At 35.3% G+C, this 25,344-nt stretch carries 17 protein-coding genes; 5 read left to right on the forward strand and 12 right to left on the reverse strand.

Annotated elements, in window-relative coordinates:
* Positions 1-33 precede the first annotated feature (33 nt).
* From HH304_RS08450 to HH304_RS08475, 6 genes are read right to left on the reverse strand one after another with little or no spacing between them, the layout of a single operon-like run.
* Entirely contained in the window at positions 34-1,179 is a 1,146-nt protein-coding gene (locus HH304_RS08450; RefSeq protein ID WP_169680152.1) for a BatA domain-containing protein, read from the reverse strand.
* Positions 1,169-2,041 carry a DUF58 domain-containing protein gene (locus HH304_RS08455; RefSeq protein ID WP_169680154.1) on the reverse strand — a complete coding sequence of 291 codons (873 nt, stop codon included), beginning with the start codon at positions 2,039-2,041 and terminating at the stop codon, positions 1,169-1,171. The genes HH304_RS08450 and HH304_RS08455 overlap by 11 nt, the downstream gene beginning before the upstream one ends.
* Positions 2,035-3,027: an AAA family ATPase gene (locus tag HH304_RS08460; RefSeq protein WP_169680156.1), complete on the reverse strand. Its 993-nt coding sequence runs from the start codon at positions 3,025-3,027 to the stop codon at positions 2,035-2,037. The genes HH304_RS08455 and HH304_RS08460 overlap by 7 nt, the downstream gene beginning before the upstream one ends.
* A gap of 2 nt (positions 3,028-3,029) precedes the next feature.
* On the reverse strand, positions 3,030-3,650 hold the full coding sequence (locus tag HH304_RS08465) for a DUF4159 domain-containing protein (RefSeq protein WP_169680158.1): 621 nt from the start codon (positions 3,648-3,650) through the stop codon (positions 3,030-3,032).
* Between the two features lie 60 nt (positions 3,651-3,710).
* Positions 3,711-5,027: a TldD/PmbA family protein gene (locus tag HH304_RS08470; protein ID WP_169680160.1), complete on the reverse strand. Its 1,317-nt coding sequence runs from the start codon at positions 5,025-5,027 to the stop codon at positions 3,711-3,713.
* A gap of 19 nt (positions 5,028-5,046) precedes the next feature.
* Entirely contained in the window at positions 5,047-6,690 is a 1,644-nt protein-coding gene (locus HH304_RS08475; protein ID WP_169680162.1) for a TldD/PmbA family protein, read from the reverse strand.
* Positions 6,691-6,788: 98 nt separating this feature from the next.
* Between HH304_RS08475 and dinB the strand changes: the two genes are divergently transcribed.
* Positions 6,789-7,886: a DNA polymerase IV gene (gene dinB, locus HH304_RS08480; protein ID WP_169680164.1), complete on the forward strand. Its 1,098-nt coding sequence runs from the start codon at positions 6,789-6,791 to the stop codon at positions 7,884-7,886.
* On the opposite strand, the gene HH304_RS08485 is transcribed toward dinB, so the two are convergent.
* From HH304_RS08485 to HH304_RS08505, 5 genes are all read right to left on the reverse strand, one after another.
* On the reverse strand, positions 7,883-8,794 hold the full coding sequence (locus HH304_RS08485; protein ID WP_169680166.1) for an AEC family transporter: 912 nt from the start codon (positions 8,792-8,794) through the stop codon (positions 7,883-7,885). The genes dinB and HH304_RS08485 overlap by 4 nt on opposite strands.
* Positions 8,795-8,845: 51 nt before the next feature.
* Positions 8,846-9,313 (reverse strand): hypothetical protein, encoded by a 468-nt coding sequence (locus HH304_RS08490; protein ID WP_169680168.1) that lies wholly within the window; start codon positions 9,311-9,313, stop codon positions 8,846-8,848.
* 7 nt (positions 9,314-9,320) lie between these two features.
* A complete protein-coding gene (locus tag HH304_RS08495) occupies positions 9,321-9,854 on the reverse strand; it encodes a DinB family protein (protein ID WP_169680170.1) in 534 nt (177 codons plus the stop codon).
* Between the two features lie 270 nt (positions 9,855-10,124).
* Entirely contained in the window at positions 10,125-11,051 is a 927-nt protein-coding gene (locus HH304_RS08500) for a PorP/SprF family type IX secretion system membrane protein (protein ID WP_169680172.1), read from the reverse strand.
* A 16-nt stretch (positions 11,052-11,067) separates the two neighbouring features.
* Positions 11,068-18,513 carry a gliding motility-associated C-terminal domain-containing protein gene (locus HH304_RS08505; RefSeq protein WP_169680174.1) on the reverse strand — a complete coding sequence of 2,482 codons (7,446 nt, stop codon included), beginning with the start codon at positions 18,511-18,513 and terminating at the stop codon, positions 11,068-11,070.
* 99 nt (positions 18,514-18,612) lie between these two features.
* Between HH304_RS08505 and HH304_RS08510 the strand changes: the two genes are divergently transcribed.
* From HH304_RS08510 to acnA, 4 genes are all read left to right on the forward strand, one after another.
* A complete protein-coding gene (locus tag HH304_RS08510; RefSeq protein WP_169680176.1) occupies positions 18,613-19,413 on the forward strand; it encodes an outer membrane beta-barrel protein in 801 nt (266 codons plus the stop codon).
* A 28-nt stretch (positions 19,414-19,441) separates the two neighbouring features.
* Positions 19,442-20,233 carry a DUF4382 domain-containing protein gene (locus HH304_RS08515; protein WP_169680178.1) on the forward strand — a complete coding sequence of 264 codons (792 nt, stop codon included), beginning with the start codon at positions 19,442-19,444 and terminating at the stop codon, positions 20,231-20,233.
* A gap of 128 nt (positions 20,234-20,361) precedes the next feature.
* Positions 20,362-21,132 (forward strand): DUF4382 domain-containing protein, encoded by a 771-nt coding sequence (locus tag HH304_RS08520; protein WP_169680180.1) that lies wholly within the window; start codon positions 20,362-20,364, stop codon positions 21,130-21,132.
* A 352-nt stretch (positions 21,133-21,484) separates the two neighbouring features.
* Complete coding sequence (gene acnA, locus HH304_RS08525) at positions 21,485-24,262, forward strand: aconitate hydratase AcnA (RefSeq protein ID WP_169680183.1); 2,778 nt, start codon at positions 21,485-21,487, stop codon at positions 24,260-24,262.
* Between the two features lie 310 nt (positions 24,263-24,572).
* Here the strand turns inward: acnA and HH304_RS08530 are convergent, their stop codons facing one another.
* Positions 24,573-25,100, reverse strand: a complete 528-nt coding sequence (locus tag HH304_RS08530; RefSeq protein WP_169680185.1) for an REP-associated tyrosine transposase — start codon at positions 25,098-25,100, stop codon at positions 24,573-24,575.
* Positions 25,101-25,344 lie beyond the last annotated feature (244 nt).

The following is a 25,344-nucleotide window of genomic DNA, read 5'->3' on the forward strand; positions in this document are numbered from 1 at the left end:
AAAACCATCTTATTTTATCAGAAATTTCCTTCATCACATACTCACTTTTCTTGAATACACCCTTTCCAAAATAAATAATAGAAGAAATATAGTCAGGATCCACTTCCTATAATTCGATACAAATCCAAATTCAATCAGTTTGCTTTTTGGTTTAAGTTTTCTTTCGGAAATAAACTCATAAACTGGTATTCTAGTATTGATTCCTGTAGTGTCTGTTTGAAGAACAGCACTTGACACAAAATAAGGTATTAATAAATCCTTTTCATCAATTATATCCCTGTCTGGTAATGTTAAGCTATAGTAGTTTGCAGCAGTTTTTGAAAGTTTAGTTCGATTTCCCGGAGTGACATACACTATTGGTATTCCATCTAATTGAAAATCTTTCTTATCAGTAAAGACAAAATCAGATATTCTCGGATTATTAACTTCAAGAAACTGAATTCCAGACACATACGACAAGCCTTCCAAAGAATATTTCACCGTATTCTTAAAAACTGAAGTTGAATCAAAATTCAAAGTATAAAGTATTGTATCTGAACTTATTTCATTGTTTGATTCAAAATATATTGTATCATTTTGAGTTCTAGTCTGATAAACCCAATCACCATAAACACTATCCTTTACGGCTCCAATAAGTCGTATTTTTTCATTTGACTCCGGTTTATAAAAAGGATTTACAAGAAAAGCCTCATAATTTAAGGAATACTTGTTTAATGGGATATCGAACTTTCTCCAATCAGATAAAAACATCACTGACAGAGGAAGTGTATCAGAATTGTTCCAACTTAAAAGTTGGCTAAAAATTTTACTTTTATTGTTTTCCTCAGAGATCTTAAAAGTTGTTTTTAATGAATCCTCAGGATGTAATTTTAGCCATGTTTTTATTGATGTAGTATCACCAACCAGCCAATTTTTTGGTTTAAAGTTTATTTTTCCAATACCAGGAGCTGTAGGATTAATAAAGTAAAAAACAATCAATGTTATCAGTGAAATTCTCAACATTAGGAGAATCAATTCGTGTAATTTTATTGACCTGGCTTTTTGAACCTCAAAAGACTTAAGAAATCGAACAGACCCAATGTTAAGAATTTTCCCTTGTCTCCGATTTAGTAAATGAATTAAAATGGGGATTAAAATTGCACTTAAAGCAAGTCCATATGGCAGCCAATCAATCTTCATATTCAGGGTTTCCGTTTAAAAATTGTATTAAAGATTTAATTGGGTCATTATCGATCTTCAACTGATAATACCTCACCTTATATGAGTGACAAAAGTCTTTCCATTCTCTAATAAATTCATTAAACTCCTTTAAATAATCCGATTGAAAATTATTCACAGATGTGGTAACTATTGTACCGGACTCAAGATCACGTAATGAATCCCTTTCAAACAAGCCATCCAATTCATTAGGAGCTAAGGTATGTACTAAAGTATAATGCTTTTTTGAGGTTGAATGGTTTTTTATAAAATCCTTAATTCTGTCATCATAACCATCAGTAACGATTAAAATTTCCTCTTCGATATCAGGATTAAAGTCCTTCCAGTTTATTTCAGATTCAAGATCTTTTTGACTACCCTTTGGTTTGGTTGATAAAACAATTGATGCTAAATGTTGCCAATGACTTATATCCAGTTTTCTAAGTTTTTGTTCATCGGTTCCTCCAAACCACTGAAGGTTAAGTCTATCTCCATTTTTATGTGAAACATATATCAGACCAGCAATAAAAACACTTAAATATTCCCATTTGGTAGTTCCATTAAACTGGTGTCCCAAAGAAGCTGAACAATCAACTATTAAGCGAATACGCAGGTTAGTTTCAACTTCAGACATACGCACATAATATTTACCGGTTTTAGCGTACATCTTCCAATCAAGCATCCTTAAATCATCACCAGGCATATATTGTCGGTAATGACTAAATGTAATACCTGTTCCGGTTTTGAGTCCTTCGTGTCTTCCCTGTAAAAAGGCCTCAACCCGACGCTGTACATTAAGAATTAACTGATCTAGTTCCCGGTATGAAATATTATCTTCTACCACCCGATTTCACCTATTGATTTACTGATTAGCTCTTCTACATTAATATTTTCTGCTTCAGCTTTATAAGATAATAATAACCTGTGTCTTAAAACTGCTGCTGCCATTACTTTAAGGTCTTCGGGCACTACTGCTAACCTGCCTTCTTTAAATGCTCTGGCTTTTGCTGTTAGAATTAAAGCCTGACCAGCACGAGGACCAGCCCCAAATCGGAGATAACCAGAAATAGCCGAATTGTTATCCTTTGATGGCCTCGTTGACCTAATAAATCTGTTTACCTGACTAATTAATTTGTCATCTATATAAACCTCTTTTACACTATTTTGAGCATTAACAAAATCTTCGGCTGTACAAACTGCCTTTATAGTTTCAAACTGAGTTCCTGTTGTCATTTTAAGAACCTCTTCTTCCTCAGATTCAGTAGGGTAGTCAATTAGGACCTTGACAAGGAATCTATCTAATTGTGCTTCAGGAAGAGGAAAGGTCCCTGCTTGTTCAATGGGGTTTTGAGTGGCCAGGATAAAAAACGGTTTATCAAATACATGATCTTTACCAGCATAGGTAATCATCTTTTCTTGCATAGCCTCTAACAGTGCTGCCTGTGTTTTCGGGGGAGTTCTGTTTATTTCATCGGCAAGAATAATATTTGCAAAGATTGGTCCTGGCAAAAATTTAAATATTTTCTTACCAGATTCTTGATCCTCATCCAATACTTCAGTACCAATAATATCTGAAGGCATTAAATCGGGTGTAAACTGGATCCTTTTAAATTTAAGATCCATTGCCTGTGCAATTGAATTTATAAGAAGAGTTTTTGCCAACCCAGGTACTCCTTCAATCAAAGCATGACCTGAAGCCAGCATTGCAGTAAGTAATTCGTCAATTACCTGCTGTTGACCTACAATTTGCTTTCTCACTTCAGATTCAATACTCTTTATTTTACTCTGAAGAGACTCTATTTCTTTTTCTTTAATTTTCAACTCACTCATAATTAAACAGTCAATGCGTACATTATAATATTCACCCCAAATCTGGTATTATCCCTGGCGAGCCACCTTTTATTTCTAAAATCATAATCCCATTCACACCCATAATCTTTATTACTATACAGCACTGCAATACGTCCATTTATAGTAATAGCTTTCAAATAATCATGGACTAAATCATCTCCCCATCCATTTAATTCCTGAGAAGTAGTTGGTGGTCCATCCTCAAAATTGAAAAAGCAATTATACAGATAATGATTATTCGGAATCTTTTTTAATTCTCCAGCTCCAAATAAAGTTTCCATTTGTCTTTCAAATGATTTTGCAAATAAACCATCAATATCATGATTGCAATCATCTACAAATATGAATCCTCCCTGTTGAACATACTGTTTAAAATTTTGAGCTTCATTTTCAGAAAATTCAACCAGTTTATGACCTGAAAGGTAACAAAACGGACTTTCAAATATCTTTTTACTGCTCAAAGGGACAACCCTTTCAACAGTATCAATATCCAGAGAAGTATATTCGGCCAGGGAATTCAGCAAATTACTCGGCATTCGCTGATCCACATTCCAGTCACCGGAATTATATTGAATTCGGGTAAAGAAAAATGGGTAATTCATCTAATAATAAACTCAGGTGCATACTTAGTATACACCTGAGCTTTGATAAAGTTTTGAAAATTATATAGCGTCAGATAAAGATGTAAAAGTAAAGTCTCTGATCTTCATTGCAGGTATCAGGCTTCCGTTTACTCTTTGTTGTTCACCTAATTCTTCAAGATTATTAAGCATTATCACAGGGCTTTCATTAAATCTGAAGTTTTTAACCGGAAATTTAATTTCTCCGTTTTCGATATAGAAGGTACCGTCTCTGGTTAATCCTGTGTATAATAGAGTTTGTGGGTCGACAGAACGGATGTACCACAGCCGGGTAACTAAAATACCCTTTTCAGTTCCTTTAATAAGATCTTCAAGTGATTTATCACCTCCAATCATTATTCCATTACTTGGAAAAGGCATCGGTTCGACACCATTCTTTTCAGCCCAGTATCGACTATAAAACATATTTTTCACTACTCCGTTTTCAACCCACATGGTCTTTTTAACCGGAAGACCATCCTGTCCCCATGGTGCAGATGGTACCTGATCATTTGTTGGATCAGAAAATATTGTTACCCTTTCATCAAATAACTTTTCTCCAACTTTGGTTCCACCACCCTGCTTTGAAAGAAAACTTCTTCCTTCATCTGCAGATCTGGCATCCATATTTCCAATCATATTCTGGAGTAAATCGTGAGCTGCTGCCGGTTCAAGGATAACAGTATATTTACCTGGTTCCAATGCTTTCGGATTCTTTGACATTGTTGCCTTATTAAGAGCAACCATTGAAGCAGCCTCTGCATCGAAACGATCAACATCATTAAAATCACGAGTAACCCAACCGGATCCCGTACCATCATTTGATCGCATTGTCACAGTAAAGTCTACACTTGAACTTTGATTGTATGCGAACAGTCCTTTTGAGTTCATCATTGCTGAAAACCCAGCGCTATCTTGTAAAAATCCTGCTGCGGTAACGTCTTTAGCTTTTGCAGGATTAATTGATTTTGCTGCAACTTCCGCACGATATTCAGGAGAAATATTTCGAGTGCTATCAAAGAATGATTTTGACTCCAAATAAGTTTGCGGCCCCAGAGGCTCCATAAACTCAGGATTTTCAGGAGACAGCCTTGCCAGTTCTTCAGCACGAGCGACAACTTTCTTTAATGAATCTTCATCAAATTCATTTATTGTAGCGGTACCTACTTTTTTTCCAAAACTAGACTGAACAACCAATGATGTATTACTTTCAGCACCTGCGGTAGACACAGTATTTCTTGCATATCTGATGTTTCCTCCTATGTTACCATTCAGGTTAGCTTCGATAGCATCTGCTTTACTATAGCCAATTACCTTTTCAAGGATTTGTCTGACTTCGTCTTTTGATAATATTGCCATGGTTTAAAATCTTTTTAGGTTAAATTTTACGTTCAGTATTGATAACATTTACTCCGTTAAATCTCGTAGTTGAACTACCATGAGATACCGAACTTATCTGTGAAGGCTGTCCTTTACCATCAAAGAAAGAACCAAACAACCTGTAATCGTCCTTATCACAAATCTTCACACAAGAATTCCAGAATTCCTGAGTATTTGACTGATAAGCCACATCATTAACAGGACCTTTAATTTTACCATTTTCAATTTCGAAGAAGGCAGTTCCTCCAAACTGGAAGTTGTAACGTTGTTGATCAATTGAATAAGACCCACGACCTACAATATATATACCTTTTTCAACATCACTAATCATATCATTAGCGCTGTATTTATCCTTCCCAGGTTCTAAAGAGACATTTGGCATTCTTTGAAACTGAACGCTATTCCAACTGTCTGCATAGCAACAACCATGAGACTCTTTTTGATCAATAATCTGGACCTGATCTCGGATAGCCTGATAATTTACAAGAGTACCGTCCTTAACAAGATGCCATTTCTTAGTTTTAACTCCTTCATCATCCCAACCGACATTACCTAATGAATTAGCCTGAGTTTTATCGGCTACTAAGTTTACAATTGGGCTTCCGTATTTAAAGTCTTTAGTTTTCCACTTGTCAAGTGTAGCAAAACTTGTTCCCGCATAATTGGCTTCATACCCTAATACTCGGTCTAGCTCTAATGGGTGACCAACAGATTCATGAATTGTAAGTCCCAGGTGATTAGGCTCTAATACCAGATCATATTTCCCTGGCATAATTGAAGGTGCTGACAACATTTGTTTTGCCTGTTCAGCTGCAACTGTTGCATCTTCAATCAAATCATAATTATTTCTATATAAATTAAATCCTGCAGGACTCATTATCTTTTCACTATCAGTTGGAGTCATATACTCATACCCCATTCCCATAGGAGCCGACATTGCATTTCGAGACTTGAATTTACCAGTTTTAGGATCAATACAAGTTACCGTAAATGTTGGCCAGATTCTATGTATGTCCTGATCAATATAACTACCTTCAGTAGAAGCAAAATATTTTTGTTCATTTACCAGAAATAGTAAATTATTCACATAATTAGCACCGTTTTCCATTGCCTTTGCATTAGCAGAAAGCAATAGATCAACCTTATCAGCAACCGGAACTTCAAAAGCATTTTGCTTGATTGGTGTTTTCCATGAAACCTCACCATAAGATTCAACAGGGGCTAACTCAACTGGTTCGGTTTGAAACCTGCTATTCGCCTTAGCAATAGAAACAGCTCTTTGAGCAGTTTTGGCAATACTTTCCGGAGTCACTTCATTTGTAGAAGCAAAGCCCCAGGTACCATTTGCGATAACACGAATACCAATACCATAAGATTCGGTATTTACAATATTCTGAACTTTGTTTTCGCGGGTTATTACATATTGATTAAGATATCTGCCTAACCTGAAGTCAGCATAAGATGCTCCGGCTGATTTTGCAGCACTAAGAGCTGTATCAGCTAACACTTTCTTTGCTGCAACATCCATTGATGATTCCAGAAAGACTTCAGGAGATACAGCTTTACCAATAATAGGTATTGATGAAACTGCCATCGCTCCCAGGCCAAGTCCGGATAATTGAATAAAATCTCTTCTTTTCAAGGTTCCTCCTTTTTAATTTTAACCTGATTATATTTGAATTAAATAGTGACATTTAAAATGCCGTAAAACGGGTCTTATAATATTAACAGCATTTTTTCATGAATCCAAACCGCTTATCATCGGATGTGACCAATAAAATAATCCATGTCGATATGGATGCTTTTTATGCATCTGTGGAGCAACGTGATAACCCTTCATTAAAAAATAAACCTGTAGCTGTTGGTGGCGGTGCTACTCGTGGAGTGGTTGCTGCAGCTAGCTATGAAGCACGAAAATATGGTGTTAAATCTGCAATGCCGGGAATTGTTGCCAAAAGAAAATGCCCCGACTTAATATTTGTAAAACCACGGTTTGAAGTATATAAGGAAGTTTCAAATGAGATAAGGGAAATATTTTATGAATATACTGATTTGGTGGAGCCTTTATCGCTCGATGAAGCATTTTTGGATGTGACTAAAAATAAAAAAGGATTACCCTCGGCCACACTCATAGCCAGAGAAATAAAAGTTAAGATAAAAGAAAAAACAGGCCTCACTGCATCAGCAGGAATTTCAATTAATAAATTCCTAGCCAAAACCGCAACAGATATTCACAAACCCAACGGCCTTACTTTGATCCCTCCTGATAAGATTGAGCCTTTTATTGAAAAACTACCAATTGAAAAATTTTTCGGAGTAGGAAAATCTACTGCTGAGAAAATGCATAAAATGGGTATTCTTCATGGCAAAGATCTTAAATCTATAAGTCTTGAACGATTGAAACAATCATTTGGTAAACAAGGTCAATACTTTTATAATATAGCCAGAGGAATAGATAATAGACCGGTGGTACCAGATAGAACAAGAAAATCTGTTAGTGCTGAAAGAACATTTGAAAAAGATCACCGACAAGAATCATATCTTCAGGAGTTTTTATCAGGATTGATTGATAAAATTTATAACTGGAGTATTAAAAATGAGAATTTCGGCAGAACATTAACTGTTAAAATCAAGGACAACCAATTTAAAGTATTCTCGAAAAGTTATTCATCAACCCTGCCTTTTAAGGAAAAAGAACTTATTGAAAAGGTGGCTTCAGAATTATTAGGCAGTTTATTAGACCAAAAGAACTACCCTCCTGTCAGACTATTAGGGTTTGGCATTTCGTCTTTAACAAAAGGAACAGAAACGGACCTTCAGCTAACATTGGATTTTTAAAAAATCCATTCCAGGAAATAATACCAAAGAGGTAGAATTATTGAAGATAATACTAATCCCACTCCAACCATTAGGTTTGCAAGATCCTTCTTTAAATTATGGTTAATTGCCAAAATAGATGCAGTTATCATCGATGGCATTGCTGCTTCCATAATGCTTACTTTAGCTGTAATACCATAAGCACCAAGAAAATAATAAGCTATAAATATAATTATTGGAAAAACTATCAATTTTGCAATTGAACCAATAATCAGAAAAGGAATATAAACAGATTGCCGGTTGATTCTCCATTGAATCCCTACCGATACAAGGGCAACAGGCACTAAAGTAATTCCAATTTTATGAAAGGCCTCTGCAATTGTCCAATGCAGGGAAAAACCACTAAAATTGATAAGAATGGCTATACAAAATGCTATAAATGGAGGAAAAGTAATTAATCGTTTAAATATATTAGTCTTTGATTTAGTTGAATGAGAATATTTTTGAGCGATAAATAAGCCTAATGTAGATAATGCCATAAATGAACCAACTTGATCTACAATTAAAGCTTTCTCAAGCCCCTCTTCTCCATAAAAAGCTTCGATAATCGGAAATCCAAGAAAAGAGGTGTTTGCAAATCCAGTAGTTAAAATTAAACACCCTATTAATTTATCAGGCCAATTAAATATTTTGCCAACCAAAGCAAAAAATATCCATGAAATAAAAACTAAAATCCAGGCAACACTAGCTGGAAATAAAAGTGAAATATCAAAATTCAGATTACTAATAAAATAAATGGATAATGAAGGCAAAGCAATATTAATAACATATGCATTCAACCCTACATAGGTATTGTCAGGTAATATCCGAAGGTTTCTGAGTAAAGCACCTCCTGACAAACAAATAAATATTAATAACAGATTATCCATAAAAAAATTAAGCTGCCCAAATTGAGCAGCTTAATTACTGATTAAGTTACTTTATATTTTTTCAGGATCATTGATCATTGGAAGATCAACAACTTGTTTTTCATCATAATTAATTCTAAACCATCCCAGAAAACCACCATTAGCTTTAGCAACTTTCATAGAGAAATCCTGCATAGCATCATAAAACTGAATGGCAAATTTCCTATCTAGCTTAGGAAGAACATCATTTATCTTCTTTAGGTGACTTAACACCATTTCTCCTGCTTTTTGCTCATCATCAGGAAGGGAAGCAACAGCCGCTTCAAGGTCCTTTTTAAAAGTCTGGTCAACTTCATGGTAATATTCACGAAGTACAAACCTACCTGTTTTTTCTCTTAAATGGATCATTGATAAAGCTTCATCCAATTCCTCTTTATCGATTTTATGATCGGCACTGGCGATTAAAATAGTTACCCATACAGGGGCTTCCATCATAATTTTAACTTCGTCAGGGTTTAATGATTTAAATGCTTCTATCATTTTCTGATTAATTATATATTCTTTTGAGTTTTGTTATTTGAATACTGTGGTGCAAAGAATGATTAGTTAAAAATTCAATTGTTTGTAAAATATTCAACTTACCCGCTAACGGATGCTTAAAGATAAAAAAGTCTAATTTGTCTTGCGGAAATTGATCAATGAATTTTTCAAATTTTATTGTATGTTCTCGATAAAATTGAATCATTGTTTCTATATCCGGATTTTCATCTGGTTCGATGGCTTTAGTTGGTACTTTAGCCTTCATAGTAGATTTAAGAAATGCATTTAGCATAAAACTATTAATCAGATTACGGATTCCGGTTTTCTCCTTTTTTCTATTAAAATCAAAGTGAGAAATAAAATCAAATGTATTCTTTTCTACTTTCATCAGGTGATTGATGATCTGGGCTGAATTCCATTTTTCCTCATTAAGTTTAAAAAATAAAAACTCAGCAGGTTCATTTTCTAATGTATCAAGGAAAGAAAGATGAAACTTCTTCAGCTCACCCCACCTTTTTGTTAATTGTGCTGTGGTTGACATAAAAAATTTTATATGCGTGAAAGTAAAAAAAAAGCGGCCTCTTAAAAAAGAATGCCGCTTTAATTTTATTGGGTTTATAAATTATTCTTATTTAATCAATTTACCTGTATGTAATCCATTCGCATCTGATTCGATACGATAGATAAACATTTGATCTTTAATATGAATGATATAGTCTTTATAGTTCGAAAAATTATATCATTCTTATCAAAGCTGGCTTCAACTAATCAAGATAATAGAGTTCTGGATTTTATGAATGTCATATACGTCTTATTCATAACTAAAAAATGAAGGACACTCAATGTTTTTATGAACATCTCTAAGTCTGAATTTAAAGTTAACCAGAAATTCATGGCTACCCCCCGAGTCTACTGACAGATTAGAGGTAACAAAATCATAAGAATAACCTATATGAAGGTTATCTACTATTGTTAACTGAAATAATCCACTAACTGAATCTCCGGAACGCCAATTAGCTCCTAAAGCAACTCTATCATAAAATACAAATGAACCACTCAAATTTAATGTAGCAGCCTGGTTTTCCTGAAGTCTAACAAGGAAGGAAGGTTTAAAAATCACATTACCCGCCAAATGAAAATTCTTTCCACCGTTAAGAAAATAATAACGTTGTTCTTTAGACTCATTTGGAGAATCTTCAACATCTAAAATCTTGTTTCTTAACATATAAGGCACTGAAAATCCTAAATAGAAATCTTTGATCTTATATAGAAACCCTACTCCGGCATTTGGCCTGAAAGAAACATTTCTATTATTAATTAATGGATCCATTGGGTCCAGGGGACTTGTTTTACCATAATTTGAAACCAAATTATTAAAACCAGCCTGAAGTCCCATACTTAATGTACCATTTGGAAGTCGTAGCTTGTATGCATAGGCAGCATAAACGGCAAGATCACTATGAACCCCGATTTCATCATACTCGATCTTTAGCCCTACACCGACAAGGTCTTTTGCTAAGCCGGTATGAGCATTAAGCATTTGCGTAGTTGGAGCACCATCAAAATTCACCCACTGATCACGATGGTGCAAAGTAACTGAACCAATGTTATCAGATCCGGCATAAGCAGGGTTAAACACAAACATATCATACATATACTGTGTAAGAACCGTTCGCTGCTGTGCATTAGTCTGCAAATAAGCTGATAGCAGAACCAATATTAATAATAATTTTTTCATCTCCCCTTCCAATATTTTATCTCAATAACTCCATATATCCGGTAATAGGCTTAGATCCATCATTCAGATCAATTACATAGAAGTATGTACCTACAGGTAGTGCATTCCCCATAGCGTTAACTCCTCTGTTAGAAACACCATTAAACCTTCTATTTGGATCATCATTATCATAGCTATCCATCTCAAATACTAGCATACCCGCACGATTAAATATTTTAACCTGATTATCCGGGAAGCTGGCTATACATCCGATATGGAAATATTCATTAAGATTATCACCATTTGATGTTACCGCATTAAAATCTTTAATGTCAAGACCAACCTCAAAATCAGCATAACCTTCACACCCATTATACCCAATTGCAGTTACAGTATAGTTACCTTCAAATAGTCCGTCAACATACCCACCATTATAAAGTGAACCATTTATATCCCAGACAATTTCTCTTAGGATCACATCATTATTATCCAAGTTGATGATTGCACTTCCTTGTCCTGTACCACCTTCACTTCTTGAACAAATATCATTTTCAACAATCACTTTAATTCTTGGATATTCATTAATCTCTGCTACAGTAACTGTATCACTACCAATGAAACAACCAGACTCAACATCAACAACATCAACTCTAAGTTTTGAATAAGAAAGTCCGTCAACGATATCCTGATAGCTAACCTCTCTATCAACATAAGTTCCAAGACTATCCTCCAATAGATACCAGGTAAAGTCATAACCAACAGTTAATCCTTCAACTTTAGCACCAACTTTACCATTATCTTCTTCACAACTCTCATCATTATCAATCAGGAAAGCTTCAGGTGAAGGAAATTCAGGAAGTTCTTGTCTAACTGTAGTATTAGTTGATACTTCACATTTAGTAAAATTATCGATAGCAACTACAGTATATGTACCCTGAGCCGCGTTCATATAAGTATTATTACCAATTACCTGATTTGTAACCGTTCCGTCGAATGAAGAATAATCCCAGTTAAAAGTAAATCCAGCTACTAAATTACCATTTGCATAAGCACTAAGCTGACCATTTCCAATAACATTACAGTCAGTCACTGGAGCATCTTCAATAATCTTTACAACCGGAATTGTTAAAAGTTCTTTAATATCCACCGGTACAATTTCAGAAGTACACTGATTACCGTTTAGCTGAGTAGCTTGAACATAATAAGTGCCTTCAGGCAAATCGATCAGATCTTGAGTATTTCCTATAACTGTATTACCGGCATCATCGCTAAACCAAGTATAGCTAAATAATGGATCTTCAGTTTGTCTTGGATCATCAACAGTAGCCAGTGCAGAAACAGTACCATTTGCATCATCACCACAAATAATATCAGCAGTAGATGAGGCCTGAACAGTTGGTTCAACTAGTGAAATCACCATTGTCTGACTTGCAGTTGACTGACAAAGGTTATCCGTAACAATCACAGAATATGTACCAGCATCTAATCCAGTTGCGGTTGAAGTACTTGAAATAAGGTTATTAGCACCATCATACCACTCATAATTATAAGTTCTGGCTGGGTTTTCATTTAGAATCAATACAGACAACTCTCCATTTGGATCTGTAACCACACAAGATTGTTGTGGAGCCACCTCTATTATATCAAGAGCCGGATTTGTTCTATCATCATTAATTCTTAACTGAGCCGGAGCTGATTGACAACCAGTAAGATTATCTTCAGCAACAATAAAGTAAGTCGCTACATCAAGATCAGTACGGTAAAAATCAGGGCCTGTTTGCTCAACGGTATTTTCATCTGGTGTATGCCAGGTGTAAGTAAAATCAGTAAGCGGCTGACTAAGTCCATTTTGAAGAATCTCAACGACACCTCCTTCACCTCCAACATCACAATTCTGCGGATCTAATTTTGAAATCTGAGTTATAATTGGCTCCTGATTTATACTTCGATCCTCAATAGTAAAGTTTCTGATGTTTATACATTGTGTACGTTGATTTAATACCTCAACCGAATAATCTCCAGGTGCTAATGCTAAATTCTCATCAATTGTAGTATTAGGAGTTGTTTGGAAAACACTTCCACTTCCACCAGATCCATCAAAATTATCATACCAGGTAAAGGTATAAACATCAGTACCAGGATTTGAAAGTGAAATAGATGCTTGACCTAATGGATTTAGGTTATCGCAACTAATATCACCAGTTGTTGCTACATTAATAGCCGGGGTAACAGAAATATCATTAATTCTGGCACTAAGCGTTCTTGTCTGACAGCCAGCTCCGTCGCCATTTATTTTAACAGCTTCAACATAATAAGATATACCATTCTTTATATCAGGGTAAACCGTTTCATTTAATACTGTACCGTTAACACCTGCTATTGGAGTATTTGTTGTCAAATTTACTGAACCTTCGTACCAGTAAAACTCAAAATTTGCTGGATCTTCAACTGGGAAGCTAACAGAAATTGATCCCTGATCTATACAATCATCCTTATCTACCTTAGCAATAGCCATACTAAAAGAAGGAATCGGGTCATTACCAACAGTGAAAGATCTTATCAATTCACAACCTGATACAGTTCCTCTGAAAGTTGCAGTATATGTACCTGGCTCTAAATCGGTGAAATTATGTGAATTCCCACTTGAAATTGTTATCCCTGATTCAGGTTGAGTAGTGGTAGCAGAAGCATCCCAGATTACCTCCCATGAATTAGAGAAAAAGTCATTAGGATCAGTTTGTAAACCAATCTCTATGGCTCCATTAAAATCAATACAGTTTTTATTATTAGTTATATTTTCAGTAACAATCGGATCTTTAGATTGAATAACTAATGTCTCAGAAACAATATTTGATTCACAAATTTCTGTTGCTGACCTGTTTTCAAAAGCAACGATTGTATAAGTTCCAGCGGCTAAATCAGTATATGAATATGTACCAGAAGAATTAACACCAAGATCTGAGCCCGCAATTGTACCACCAAGGTTAGCACCTTCATAGACAAATATATCATATGATAATGACGGATCACCACCAATAATCTGAACATCAATCATTCCATTTTCCTGAATACAACCTTCAACATCTGTAGGTGTAACAGCAATTGAATGTGCAGTAGGTGCTGTTAGCGATGCCGTTGCATACTGTTCACAATTGGTTGCTGTATTTGTTACCACAACAGTATATAATCCAGCTCCAAGGTCTGCATTTGTTAATGCATTTGAACTAATCGGTGGTGCACCAAATGTCAATGGACTTGTAGAAATCGGTGCTCCTTCATACCATTCGTAGGTATATGTCCCTGGTTCTACAACAGAAGCTTCCAACTGACCATTAGGTGCCGAATCATCACAACTAGTTGGATCAGTGGTTGCTATATTAATAGTATAAGGAACAACTACATTATTGATAGTTTCAACTATCAAATTAGATACACAACCTGTTAAATTATTTATTGCTCTTACAGAATAGGTTCCTTCCGGATAACCCGCCAAAACAGATCCTGTCTCTCCTCCTATTTGATTTGCCGCAGTTGCAAAAGATCCTGTAAACCATTGGAAGGTATAATCAGAATTTACAGCTGTTGCCGGAGTGGTAACATCAACTTCGATTGAACCGTTAGGTGTACCACACTGATCAACATCAGAAACATTAACTAAAGATATTACAGGAATTACAATTGCATCCTGTACATCATATGTTTCGACAGTTTCACAAGCATTTGTATTATTAACAACCTGAACAGTATACGGTCCTACATCAACATTTCTTATAATGTTACCTGCTGCTCCCTGAATATTTCCTGCGTTTACCGGAGATCCAGCAATTGAACTACCCTGGAACCAACTCCAGGTGTATCCTGAAGTTTCTGTAGCTGAACCTCCTGTTGATGTTTCATTTACATAGGTTTCAACTTCACCATTTGGAGTCAAACATGAAGTAACATCAACAATTGTTTCATCTATTACCGGATAGGTTCTTAAATCTTCAACATTAATAGTTACCGGTGTAGATTTACAGCCCGTTGTATTATCAATTGCTTGTGCCGTATAATCTCCATCATACAAATCTGTATAGCTAAGACCTGCATTATCAGCAGTATTTTCTACTGCACTACTATTATACCAGCTTACACTAACATTCGAAGGATTAGAATGAACTACAGATGCTTCAAGTTCTCCATCAGGATAATCACATCTTGTATAATCATTAATTTTATTAAGATTTAAAGAAGGATATTCCAGAGTCTCTGGTAGATACAATTGATTAATACCTGTACACCCTGTAGCTGTATTAGTCACAACAACAGTATAAGTGTTACTAGATAGTCCAGTTTGAGACATCCCGGTTCCAATAAAGTTTGCCGGAAGTGTATTTAATCCTTCAAACCATTCAAAGGTATATCCGTCAACCTCACCTAAACCAGTTAAAGTTCCTTCAGAGGCTACTACTGCCAACTCACCATTTGGAGTTGCAGAAATACAACTTGTCTGAGGGCTTATCAGGTTTATTTCAGGTGTTGGATAAGTTCTAACATCTACAATATCGACAGTAATCATGTCAGTACAACCAGTTACATCATTGACAACTTCAACTGTGTAAGTGCCTTCTGCAAGCGCAGTCTGGTTTGCACCGGTAAAATCAGGTACCGTTGACGTTGTTGTACCAACATACCAATTAAATGTATATCCTGTTATTACACCCGAAACACTAACACTTGCAGTTCCTACAGGGTTATCACAAGATGTTATATCTGTTTTTGCATCTAAGGTTAATACAGGATAAGTCAGAGTTACAGGTAAAGTCAAAGATTTCTCTTTCCAGCAACCTGTAATATTATTCGTTACCAGAACTCCATAGGTAATACCACCCTCTAGTCCTGTTAATGTCTGACCTGTTCCTACTGGTTGATTATAATCTAATATTCCAAATTGATCAGACAGGAACCACTCAAAGGTATAATTAGCATCATCATCATCGGCAACAAAAGCATATAATTCACCATTCGGAGGAGTACAGAAAGTCTGTTCCTGAATAAGCTGAACCTGATCTTCGAAATCAAGGAATCCAGGATTGATAATAACTGTATCTGGAGAACTAGAACAACCCTTAGCATTGTTTGTAGCAATTACATAGTATTCTCCATCAGCTACATCAGTCAGGTACGGACCTGTACCAATTATACTTCCATCACCACCTACCTCATACCAGTTAAATGTATAGCCAGCAGTTATAGTATCTCCTGTTACTGCATCAAGTCTGTAAGCTCTTGCTGCTCCGACATCAGGATAGGTATCATCACATTTTATATTATCCTGAACTTTCAATGCTTCTATATCATAAGGAAGCGGTTCAACTAGCTGATTTGTTATATTATTAAAGTAATCACACTCCAGAACAGTACCATCCAAAGGAAATTGTAAAGGAAGTGTATTAGTACCATCATCATCAAGTACAATATATAACTGGAAAGACGTACCATCTCCCTGAACAGGTAATCCAGTTACGGAAATAGTTTCTCCCGGAGCTAGAGATATGGTTCTATTAATAGTCAATAGTTTTTGAGCCGTCGGATCATTTACCGGGTCTCCGGCATACAATGTCATTAACAAGTCATCTGCAACGGCAACATCCCCATCATTCTTTACAATGTAATCAATAGTAAACTGTTCTCCCGGGCAAATTGGAGGATTTACTGTGATAAACGAAGCAGAACCATCAATCGGATCTATTATTGGGTCAAAAACAAGATCAGCACCAGGTAGTGAAGGACAACCATTAGCATCTAATGAAGGAGTTTGAACCATAAAGTTGTTAAACGGATAAACAGTTCTACCGTCTCCGTAACAGTTACCTGGAAAGCTCGCAGCATTATTTGTAAATTCTCTCGGAACTGTTAAATCATCATTAACGTTAGTTACATGGTATCCATGCTGGTTCCATACATCCCGAGTTGGAACCCAGTATTGTTGGCCAGACGCTTCATAAATTCTTAAGTTACCATTTCCCTGCTGCTGAAGTCCATCTCCTATTTTAAACGCTGATGAGTTATCAGAGAAGTTACAAGGAATAACGATGTTCGTATTTCCATCTCCATTGGCATCAACTATTAGCGGGTATTCCATAAAAGTGTGAGACTGGCATATCTCCTGATGGATGATAGATCCATCAATACCAGAAGCAATTGTAAGGAAAGTAGCATCCCGATAGACAATTTCTTTTATACCATCATTATCAAAATCATAAGCCGTTACCCCAATAATTCCGGATAAACTATCTTCAATTGGCCTTATCCATTCTACTGAATAGCTTAAATCTGCATTAATCTCCAGATTATATAGGTTGGATCCAGAAACAAACAATGCATTCATTAATCCATCATTATCTACATCGGTAAGTGTCACCCTACCTGTACCCCAAAGCCAATCATCAGGAGTTTCATAGACCTCAAAATTATCATTATGTGGGTCCCATATAAATATTGCAGTATTTCCGGTATTACTATCAGTAGCTCCGGACATTACAACATCAAGTTTGCCATCACCATTTACATCTGCAACCGAAGAAGTGCTGTAGGTAGCATACCCCATGTCTTTGGTAAAGTATTCAGGCAATTCTTTCCATACAGTCCATGTGCCCGTGTTGACATTAACATTAATTATTGTTCCACCTACAATTAGTTCCATACCAGGGCTGGCTGGGTTGATATCCATTGCAACCGGACCATGAGAAACTTCGGAATTCCAATTTCCTAGATTTATATCATCAATCAGGGCTGCTCCTGTATGAGCATCGTAAATTTCATCTTTAAAATATATTTCAACTTTACCATCAGCATTAAAATCAGCGAGACCTATGATTCCCGGGTTATCAGGCCCTAAATCAACTTTACCATTAACACCAAATGTAGTTATCGGTTCTAAACGACAATTATAGGCTACCAGATAAAAATTACCATTAAATTCATTTCCTTTTGCATCCCCTTTAGCGCGCTCTATTGAGAAAACTTCCCCACAATCATCATTATCAATGTTTGCAATGGCAACTTCAAGCTCAGGTCTATATTTATCATTTCCAACTACGGTAGTAGTAGACTTATATTCGGTGTCACCTGCATCAGGACCTGTACTATATATAATACGTATTTCCTGGTCCCACTTATGAGGAGTGACAACTTCAGGAATTCCGTCATTATTAAGATCTCCAATTACAATCCTTGCCTGAGTATGGACGTTCCTGTTTGCAGAACCAACAGTATTTTCCATCTCAAAATCAACAACCGGAGGATTAACATTACAAGTACCCGGAGTAGTATCTAAGAAGAAATCATCGCAAGCAGACTCTGAATTACAGTCTCCATCATAACAGTCTACTAAACCGTCGCCATCATCATCGATACCATTTCTACAATTTGTTTCCTGTGATAACCCGCTAAAAAATATAAATAAACCTGCTATTACAGTTAAAAAAAATTTGTTTCCCATAGCGCTAAAAATAATTGTATGCAAATAATGCATTTATATTACATTATTCAACATGAAATCAAATCATTTCTTACATTTGAAAAATTACTTTTTGCCAGCATGAATAAATTTTTAAGTTATATCATTTTTTTAATATTTGCTAATTCAGCATTTGCACAACTACATATCGGCCCTAATATAGGTGTTGATTATAACTCTGTTAGATTCGGTGAAAAAGAGTATACTGATATTATAGATCGAAACCCATCTATTGGATATCATGCAGGTGTTGCTGCTCTTTTTGAATTTAATCAAAATGTAAGTGTCTCAGCAAAATTACTTTATGCAAACAAAGGTCGAGATGTAAAACTTTCTGCAACAGGACTTAGAATACAAGAAAGATATGGCTTTGTTGAATTTCCATTAGTATTAAGGTATGCTTTATACAAAAACCCTGGATGGTATTATATAGGAGTTGGTGGTCATATAAGCTACTGGCTTAATGGTAAGGGTACTTTTTCAGAAGGAGAACTTGAAGATTACGGCCCTGTAGATTTTAAAACTGAATTCAATTCATTGGGAAATGAATTTGGTGTGATGTACTATACTGAACCAAACCGACTTTTTGCAGGGTTAACTGTGGTAGTTGGTTCTATGTTTCACACCAACTATGGACAGCGTATCATGATTGAAGCACAATTCAGTCTGACACAAACTTTTATGTCAAATGAAAGTGAAGGCAATTATACAAGGATTTTGTCGTTTTACGACAGAACACGTGTTTCCCCTTTTGCTACCGGTATTTCTGTAAGCTATTTGTTTGATGCTCAATTTGGAAAAGCTAAGAAGGGTAAGTCAACGAAAAAAGAATCAAACAAAAGAAATCACCGCAGAAAAAAGGATAAGCACAATATTTTTTAATTTTAAGGAAACCAAAGAAAGATAGAATATGTTTATCAAAAACTTGATTAACACTACACTTGCGTGTTTACTACTTGCACTAGTTTCATCATGTACTGATGATGAACCATCTACACAACTTGTAACGATTAAGCTCACTGATGCTCCTGGTGATTACGAGGAAGTCAATATTGACATTAAAGAAATCTACGTAAACCTTGGAGATGAAAGTGATGAATCAGGCTGGTATCAGCTTTCGGGAGTAAATCAGGGCATTTATGATTTAATAGAATTATCAAATGGAATTGATACTACTCTGGTAACTGAAAGAATACCTGCTGGTGACATCTCTCAAGTTCGACTTGTATTAGGCAATGACAATTCTGTTCAAATTGATGGAATTGAGTATGCTTTGAAAACACCTAGTGCCCAACAGTCAGGACTTAAAATCAACTTAAATGAAACTTTTGAGGAAGGTATTCCTTATATCATTGTTCTTGATTTTGATGCTGCAAGATCTGTTGTTGAAACAGGAAATGGAAGCTATAACCTTAAACCTGTAATTAGAGCAACTGCTGAAGCTTCAGGTGGAGCGATAGCGGGTAATGTTCAACCTGAAGAAGCTAATGCTATTGTCTATGCTATTTTAGGACAGGACACTGTAACTTCTACTCCAGTTAATGATTCAGGTGACTTCCTCCTACCATATCTTCCTGCGGGAAATTATACCGTTGGTATTGACCCAATTGAAGATTATGAAGAAGCATCGATTTCAAACCTGACTGTAACAGATGGAAACCTTACTGAGGCTGACACAGTCTTTCTTGATTTTATACAATAAAACATAAAAAACAATGTTTAAATACCCCGGTTAATAGCCGGGGTTTTTATTTGGCCATAGTGTTTCAGGACCTTTATTTTATGGTTACCTTTTAATATATATTGGTATAGACATTAAATGTTAAACCTATGAGCCTTAAAAACATATACCTGCTTTTTCTTGCCACATTAATACTATTTTCGTGTTCGAAAAACACCTCTGAATTAAATACTACAAGGCAAATCTCTATAAAACTTTCAGACTCACCGGCAGATTATGAACGACTAATAATCGACATTGACGGTGTTTTATTAAAAGAAAACAATAAGGAATATTATTTGAAAACAGCGTTTACCGGTCAGCTTGATATTTTAGACTTTAATAATGGTAAATACTATAACCTGGTAACTGAAAAATTTAAAGATTTTAATCCTACAGAAGTTATTCTTGTTTTAGGTGATAATAATTTTGTAACCATTAAAAATAAAAACTACCCATTGGAATTAGCAACAGGCATTTCTAATGGCATTTCAATTACTATGCCAGAAGACGTGTTAAATAGTGAAATAATTGATTTACACCTTGATTTTAACGCTGCGAGTTCTGTAAAATCAACCAATGATGAATACATTCTTAATCCGGTTATCAATGCAAAGAAAAAAGATAGTGGTGGTGGTGTAGAAGGACGAATCAATCCGGTTGTGCCAGCCGTAGCCTACATAATTAAGGATCAAGACACGATATCTTCAACTTATGTAGATGAATATGGATACTTTTTAATTGATAATGTAGAAGAAAACGACAAATATACTCTGGTTTTAGAATCTACAGATGATTATGAAATCGCTCAAAAGAATAATATAAATATTAAAAATGGAAGAATTAGCAATGCAGGTGTGATTATTCTAAAAAGTAAATAATTCCTTAGCAAATGAATAAATTCATCGTAATATAACAAATTATCTTACCCTTTTAGATAAATCCTTACATAACAAGGATAGACTTTTTAAGTTAAACGATAAACCCTGCATTATATAAGATAAGCTATTTTTTTCCTTACAGAATAAATACTTAAAACACTAAACTTAAAAATATCCTATATCAAATCAGGGTATTTAATACGATCACATAATTAATATTCCTACGACTTTTACTCCAAAAAAATTAATCCCTTTTGTTTAACAACAATGGAGTCATGACTTTTTCTTAAATTATAAGGAGAATATTATTTCTAATAATCCTTATTAAAAATTCTTTCACCTAATCCTAGTCATGATGTCAAATCCATATAAAAACGAAGCTACATTAAAAACCAATAAAGGTGATTACAAATACTATAGTTTAAAAACCCTGGAGGAAAATGGTTATAAAATTTCAAAGCTCCCTTTTTCGATTCGAATACTTCTGGAGAACGCTTTAAGAAATTTTGATGACTTTGGCATCACTAAAAGCCACATTGAAACATTGCTTAATTGGTCGCCAAAAGCATCAGATAAAGATATCCCATATAAACCTGCAAGAGTATTAATGCAGGATTTTACGGGAGTTCCTGCAGTAGTAGATATTGCTTCCTTAAGAGCTGAAATGGATAGAAAAGGTAAGGACCCTAATAAAATCAACCCTCTAGTTCCTGTTGATCTAGTTATTGATCACTCTGTACAAGTAGATTATTTTGGCACCTCATACTCATATCAAAAGAATGTAGAAGTAGAATATGAAAGAAATGGTGAAAGGTACCAGTTTCTAAAATGGGCACAACATGCTTTTGAGAACTTTAGTGTGGTCCCTCCCGGAATGGGAATATGCCACCAGGTAAATCTGGAAAACCTTGCTAAAGGAGTAATCACAAGAGATGGAATGATTTTTCCTGATACACTTGTTGGTACAGACAGCCATACGCCAATGGTAAATGGAATAGGTGTCGTTGGCTGGGGTGTCGGCGGAATTGAAGCAGAAGCGGCTCTTTTGGGACAACCAATCTATTTCATTATGCCACAAGTAATTGGTTTAAGGTTATCAGGAAGTATGCCATTAGGAACTACCGCAACTGATTTAGTATTAACAATTACTCACTTACTAAGATCTTATGGTGTTGTAGGTAAATTTGTTGAAGTATTTGGTCCCGGTTTAAATAATCTAACGATTCCTGACAGAGCAACAATTAGCAATATGTCTCCAGAGTTTGGTTGCACAATATCATATTTCCCTATTGATGATCAAACACTAGATTACATGGAAAAAACTAATCGTAGTGAAGATCACATAAAAACAGTAGAGCAATATTGCAAAGCAAATATGCTTTGGAGAGAAAATGAAGATGAAATTGTCTATTCAGATGTTCTTGAACTAGATCTAAACTCCATTAAACCAACCATTTCAGGACCAAAAAGGCCTCAGGATAAAATATTATTAGAAAATCTTAAACCCAAATTTGAAGAGCTTTTAAAGATAGGGTTTGAAAGAGAATACATTCCTCTGGATGAAAGAGATGTTGTTCGATGGAAAAGTGAAGGAGGTGGACAAACAGAGGTTAAAGCACGCAAATCAGATCTCCCTCAAGAAGTTGAAGTAGAAAAAGTAGAGAATAAACTCAAAACTGTCAGTATTAAAATAGGAAATGAAAAATATGAAATAAGTGATGGTTCCATTGCCATAGCAGCAATCACATCTTGTACAAACACTTCCAACCCAAGTGTTATGATCGGTGCAGGATTAGTGGCACGAAAAGCCGTACAATTAGGGCTTGATGTAAAACCATGGGTTAAAACTAGTTTAGCACCAGGATCAAAAGTTGTGACAGATTACCTTAAAAAATCCGGACTACTTGAAGACCTTGAAGCACTTAAATTTCATACTGTTGGTTACGGCTGTACCTCGTGCATAGGTAATTCCGGTCCATTGCCAGCACCAATCTCTAAAGCTGTTGAAGATTATAATCTGGTGGTATGTTCAGCACTATCAGGAAATAGAAATTTTGAAGCCCGTGTACACCCATTGGTTAAAATGAACTTCCTAATGTCTCCAATGTTGGTTGTTGCTTTTGCATTAGCTGGCAGAATTGATATTGATATGGCTAAAGAACCACTTGGGTATGACCCGAATATGAATCCGGTATTTCTTAAAGACATATGGCCTTCAAATGAAGAGATATTTAATGAGATGAAAAGTGTTCTGACTCCTAAGGATTATGAAAAGAATTATAATGAAATTTTTGATGGTAATGAGATCTGGAGAGAACTAAAAGCTCCGGAAGGCAAGCTATATGATTGGTCAGATAAATCAACATATATCAAAGAAGCTCCATTCTTCTTAAATATTAGTGAAGATCCTAAAGATTTTGAGGACATTATTGGAGCCAAAGTTCTTTTAAAACTCGGTGATAGTATTACCACTGACCATATTTCTCCTGCCGGATCGTTTAAGAAAGAGTCCGCCGCTGGTCAATATCTAATTAACCGTGGTGTAAATCAGGAAGATTTTAATTCATATGGTTCACGAAGAGGAAATGATGAAGTGATGGTTAGGGGGACTTTCGCAAATGTCAGAATTAACAATCAACTTGCTAAAAAGGAAGGTGGATATACAACACATTTACCTTCCGGAGATGAAATGACAATATTTGAGGCCTCCCAGCTTTATAAGAAGGATAATACACCATTAATTGTTATCGGTGGAAAAGAATATGGTAGCGGATCTTCACGAGACTGGGCAGCAAAAGGCACCTTCCTGCTAGGAATAAAAGCTGTTATTGCTGAAAGCTATGAGCGAATTCACAGGAGCAACCTTGTTGGTATGGGTGTGCTACCTCTCCAATTTAAAGAAGGTGATACACCCGATAGTTTAAATCTCAATGGAACTGAAACCTATGATATAACTGGTATTAGTGATAGCCTCTCTCCTCTCGAAGAATTAAACGTAAAGGCAACTAAAGACGATGGTTCTACTACCGAGTTTAAGGTTATCTGCAGGCTCGACTCCCAAATAGAAGTTGCTTATTATCAGAACGATGGCATTCTTCAGTATGTGTTAAGGCAGTTTTTAAAGGAATAATAAAATAGAAATGCTGTTCGATATGTTCTGAAAGGACATGTCGAACCTATTAATAAAAGGGGTTTTGAAACCCCGATTCATTCCAAGCTCCAGATGCGCAAAAGCTAAGATCTAGAACAACATTTCGTATATATTCAACTTGCTGTTTGATATGTTCTGTAAGGACATGTCGAACATCTTAATAAAAAGGGGTTTTGAAACCCCGAGTCATTCCAAGCTCCAGATGCACAAAGGCTAACATCTAGAACAGCATTTCGTATATATTCGACTGCTGTTTGATATGTTCTGAAAGGATATGTCGAAAAAAACACTAATAATCACTTAATTCAAGAATACTTTCTCCATAGCCATAAATCTCGGCACAACTACTATTTAAATAGTGTTCTTCTCTTTCTACTATCCCCGCTCTCACTGGATTACTGTGAATGTAATCCATTTTTTGTTCCATAAACTCTTTTGTTAATATCTCCTTAGCGTGATAACCTTTGCCCCATAATTTAACTTTATCTTCATCTCTAAGTAGCCATAGAAGCCAATTCTTCCTACTTTCTTTCCCATTATTTTGAATTGCTTTAATAATTTTACTTGAAGTGAATTTTTTAAAATCTCTAATTATATCACTTAAATTTCCTTTCTCACTACTTACAATCAAATGTAAATGATTTGACATGATTACCCATGAATATATTTCTAACCCTTTATTTATTTGACAGAACTTAAGACTTTCAATTAAAATATTTATATAATCTTGTCTAGTAAAGACATCCACCCATTGATTTACTGTTATAGTAATAAAATGTGTAGCATATTGATCTCTTATTCTATATTCAAACCCCATTAATTTTATTTTTAGTTGATAAATAACAATATATAAAACTAATAATTAATTAAAATAAAAAAGGATCTAAGATCCAATAATATTCCAAGCTCCAGATGCGCAAAGGCTAACATCTGGAACAGCATATTGTAAATATTCAACTGCTGTTTGATATGTTCTGAAAGGACATGTCGAACTTATTAATAATAGGGGTTTTGAAACCCCGCCTTATTCCAAGCTCCAGATGCGTAAAAGCTAACATCTG

Origin of the sequence: Marinigracilibium pacificum (genome assembly GCF_012926615.1) — a bacterium.
Lineage (GTDB): Bacteria > Bacteroidota > Bacteroidia > Cytophagales > Cyclobacteriaceae > Mangrovivirga > Mangrovivirga pacifica.

Excerpts from the sequence above, each read along its gene's own strand:
- HH304_RS08485 (WP_169680166.1), bottom strand. The coding sequence starts at position 8,794 with ATGGATAATCTGTTATTAATATTTATTTGTTTGTCAGGAGGTGCTTTA.
- HH304_RS08465 (WP_169680158.1), bottom strand. The coding sequence starts at position 3,650 with ATGAATTACCCATTTTTCTTTACCCGAATTCAATATAATTCCGGTGAC.
- HH304_RS08530 (WP_169680185.1), bottom strand. The coding sequence starts at position 25,100 with ATGGGGTTTGAATATAGAATAAGAGATCAATATGCTACACATTTTATT.
- HH304_RS08510 (WP_169680176.1), top strand. The coding sequence starts at position 18,613 with ATGAATAAATTTTTAAGTTATATCATTTTTTTAATATTTGCTAATTCA.
- HH304_RS08495 (WP_169680170.1), bottom strand. The coding sequence starts at position 9,854 with ATGTCAACCACAGCACAATTAACAAAAAGGTGGGGTGAGCTGAAGAAG.
- acnA (WP_169680183.1), top strand. The coding sequence starts at position 21,485 with ATGATGTCAAATCCATATAAAAACGAAGCTACATTAAAAACCAATAAA.
- HH304_RS08460 (WP_169680156.1), bottom strand. The coding sequence starts at position 3,027 with ATGAGTGAGTTGAAAATTAAAGAAAAAGAAATAGAGTCTCTTCAGAGT.
- HH304_RS08490 (WP_169680168.1), bottom strand. The coding sequence starts at position 9,313 with ATGATAGAAGCATTTAAATCATTAAACCCTGACGAAGTTAAAATTATG.
- dinB (WP_169680164.1), top strand. The coding sequence starts at position 6,789 with ATGAATCCAAACCGCTTATCATCGGATGTGACCAATAAAATAATCCAT.
- HH304_RS08505 (WP_169680174.1), bottom strand. The coding sequence starts at position 18,513 with ATGGGAAACAAATTTTTTTTAACTGTAATAGCAGGTTTATTTATATTT.
- HH304_RS08515 (WP_169680178.1), top strand. The coding sequence starts at position 19,442 with ATGTTTATCAAAAACTTGATTAACACTACACTTGCGTGTTTACTACTT.
- HH304_RS08520 (WP_169680180.1), top strand. The coding sequence starts at position 20,362 with ATGAGCCTTAAAAACATATACCTGCTTTTTCTTGCCACATTAATACTA.
- HH304_RS08470 (WP_169680160.1), bottom strand. The coding sequence starts at position 5,027 with ATGGCAATATTATCAAAAGACGAAGTCAGACAAATCCTTGAAAAGGTA.
- HH304_RS08500 (WP_169680172.1), bottom strand. The coding sequence starts at position 11,051 with ATGAAAAAATTATTATTAATATTGGTTCTGCTATCAGCTTATTTGCAG.
- HH304_RS08450 (WP_169680152.1), bottom strand. The coding sequence starts at position 1,179 with ATGAAGATTGATTGGCTGCCATATGGACTTGCTTTAAGTGCAATTTTA.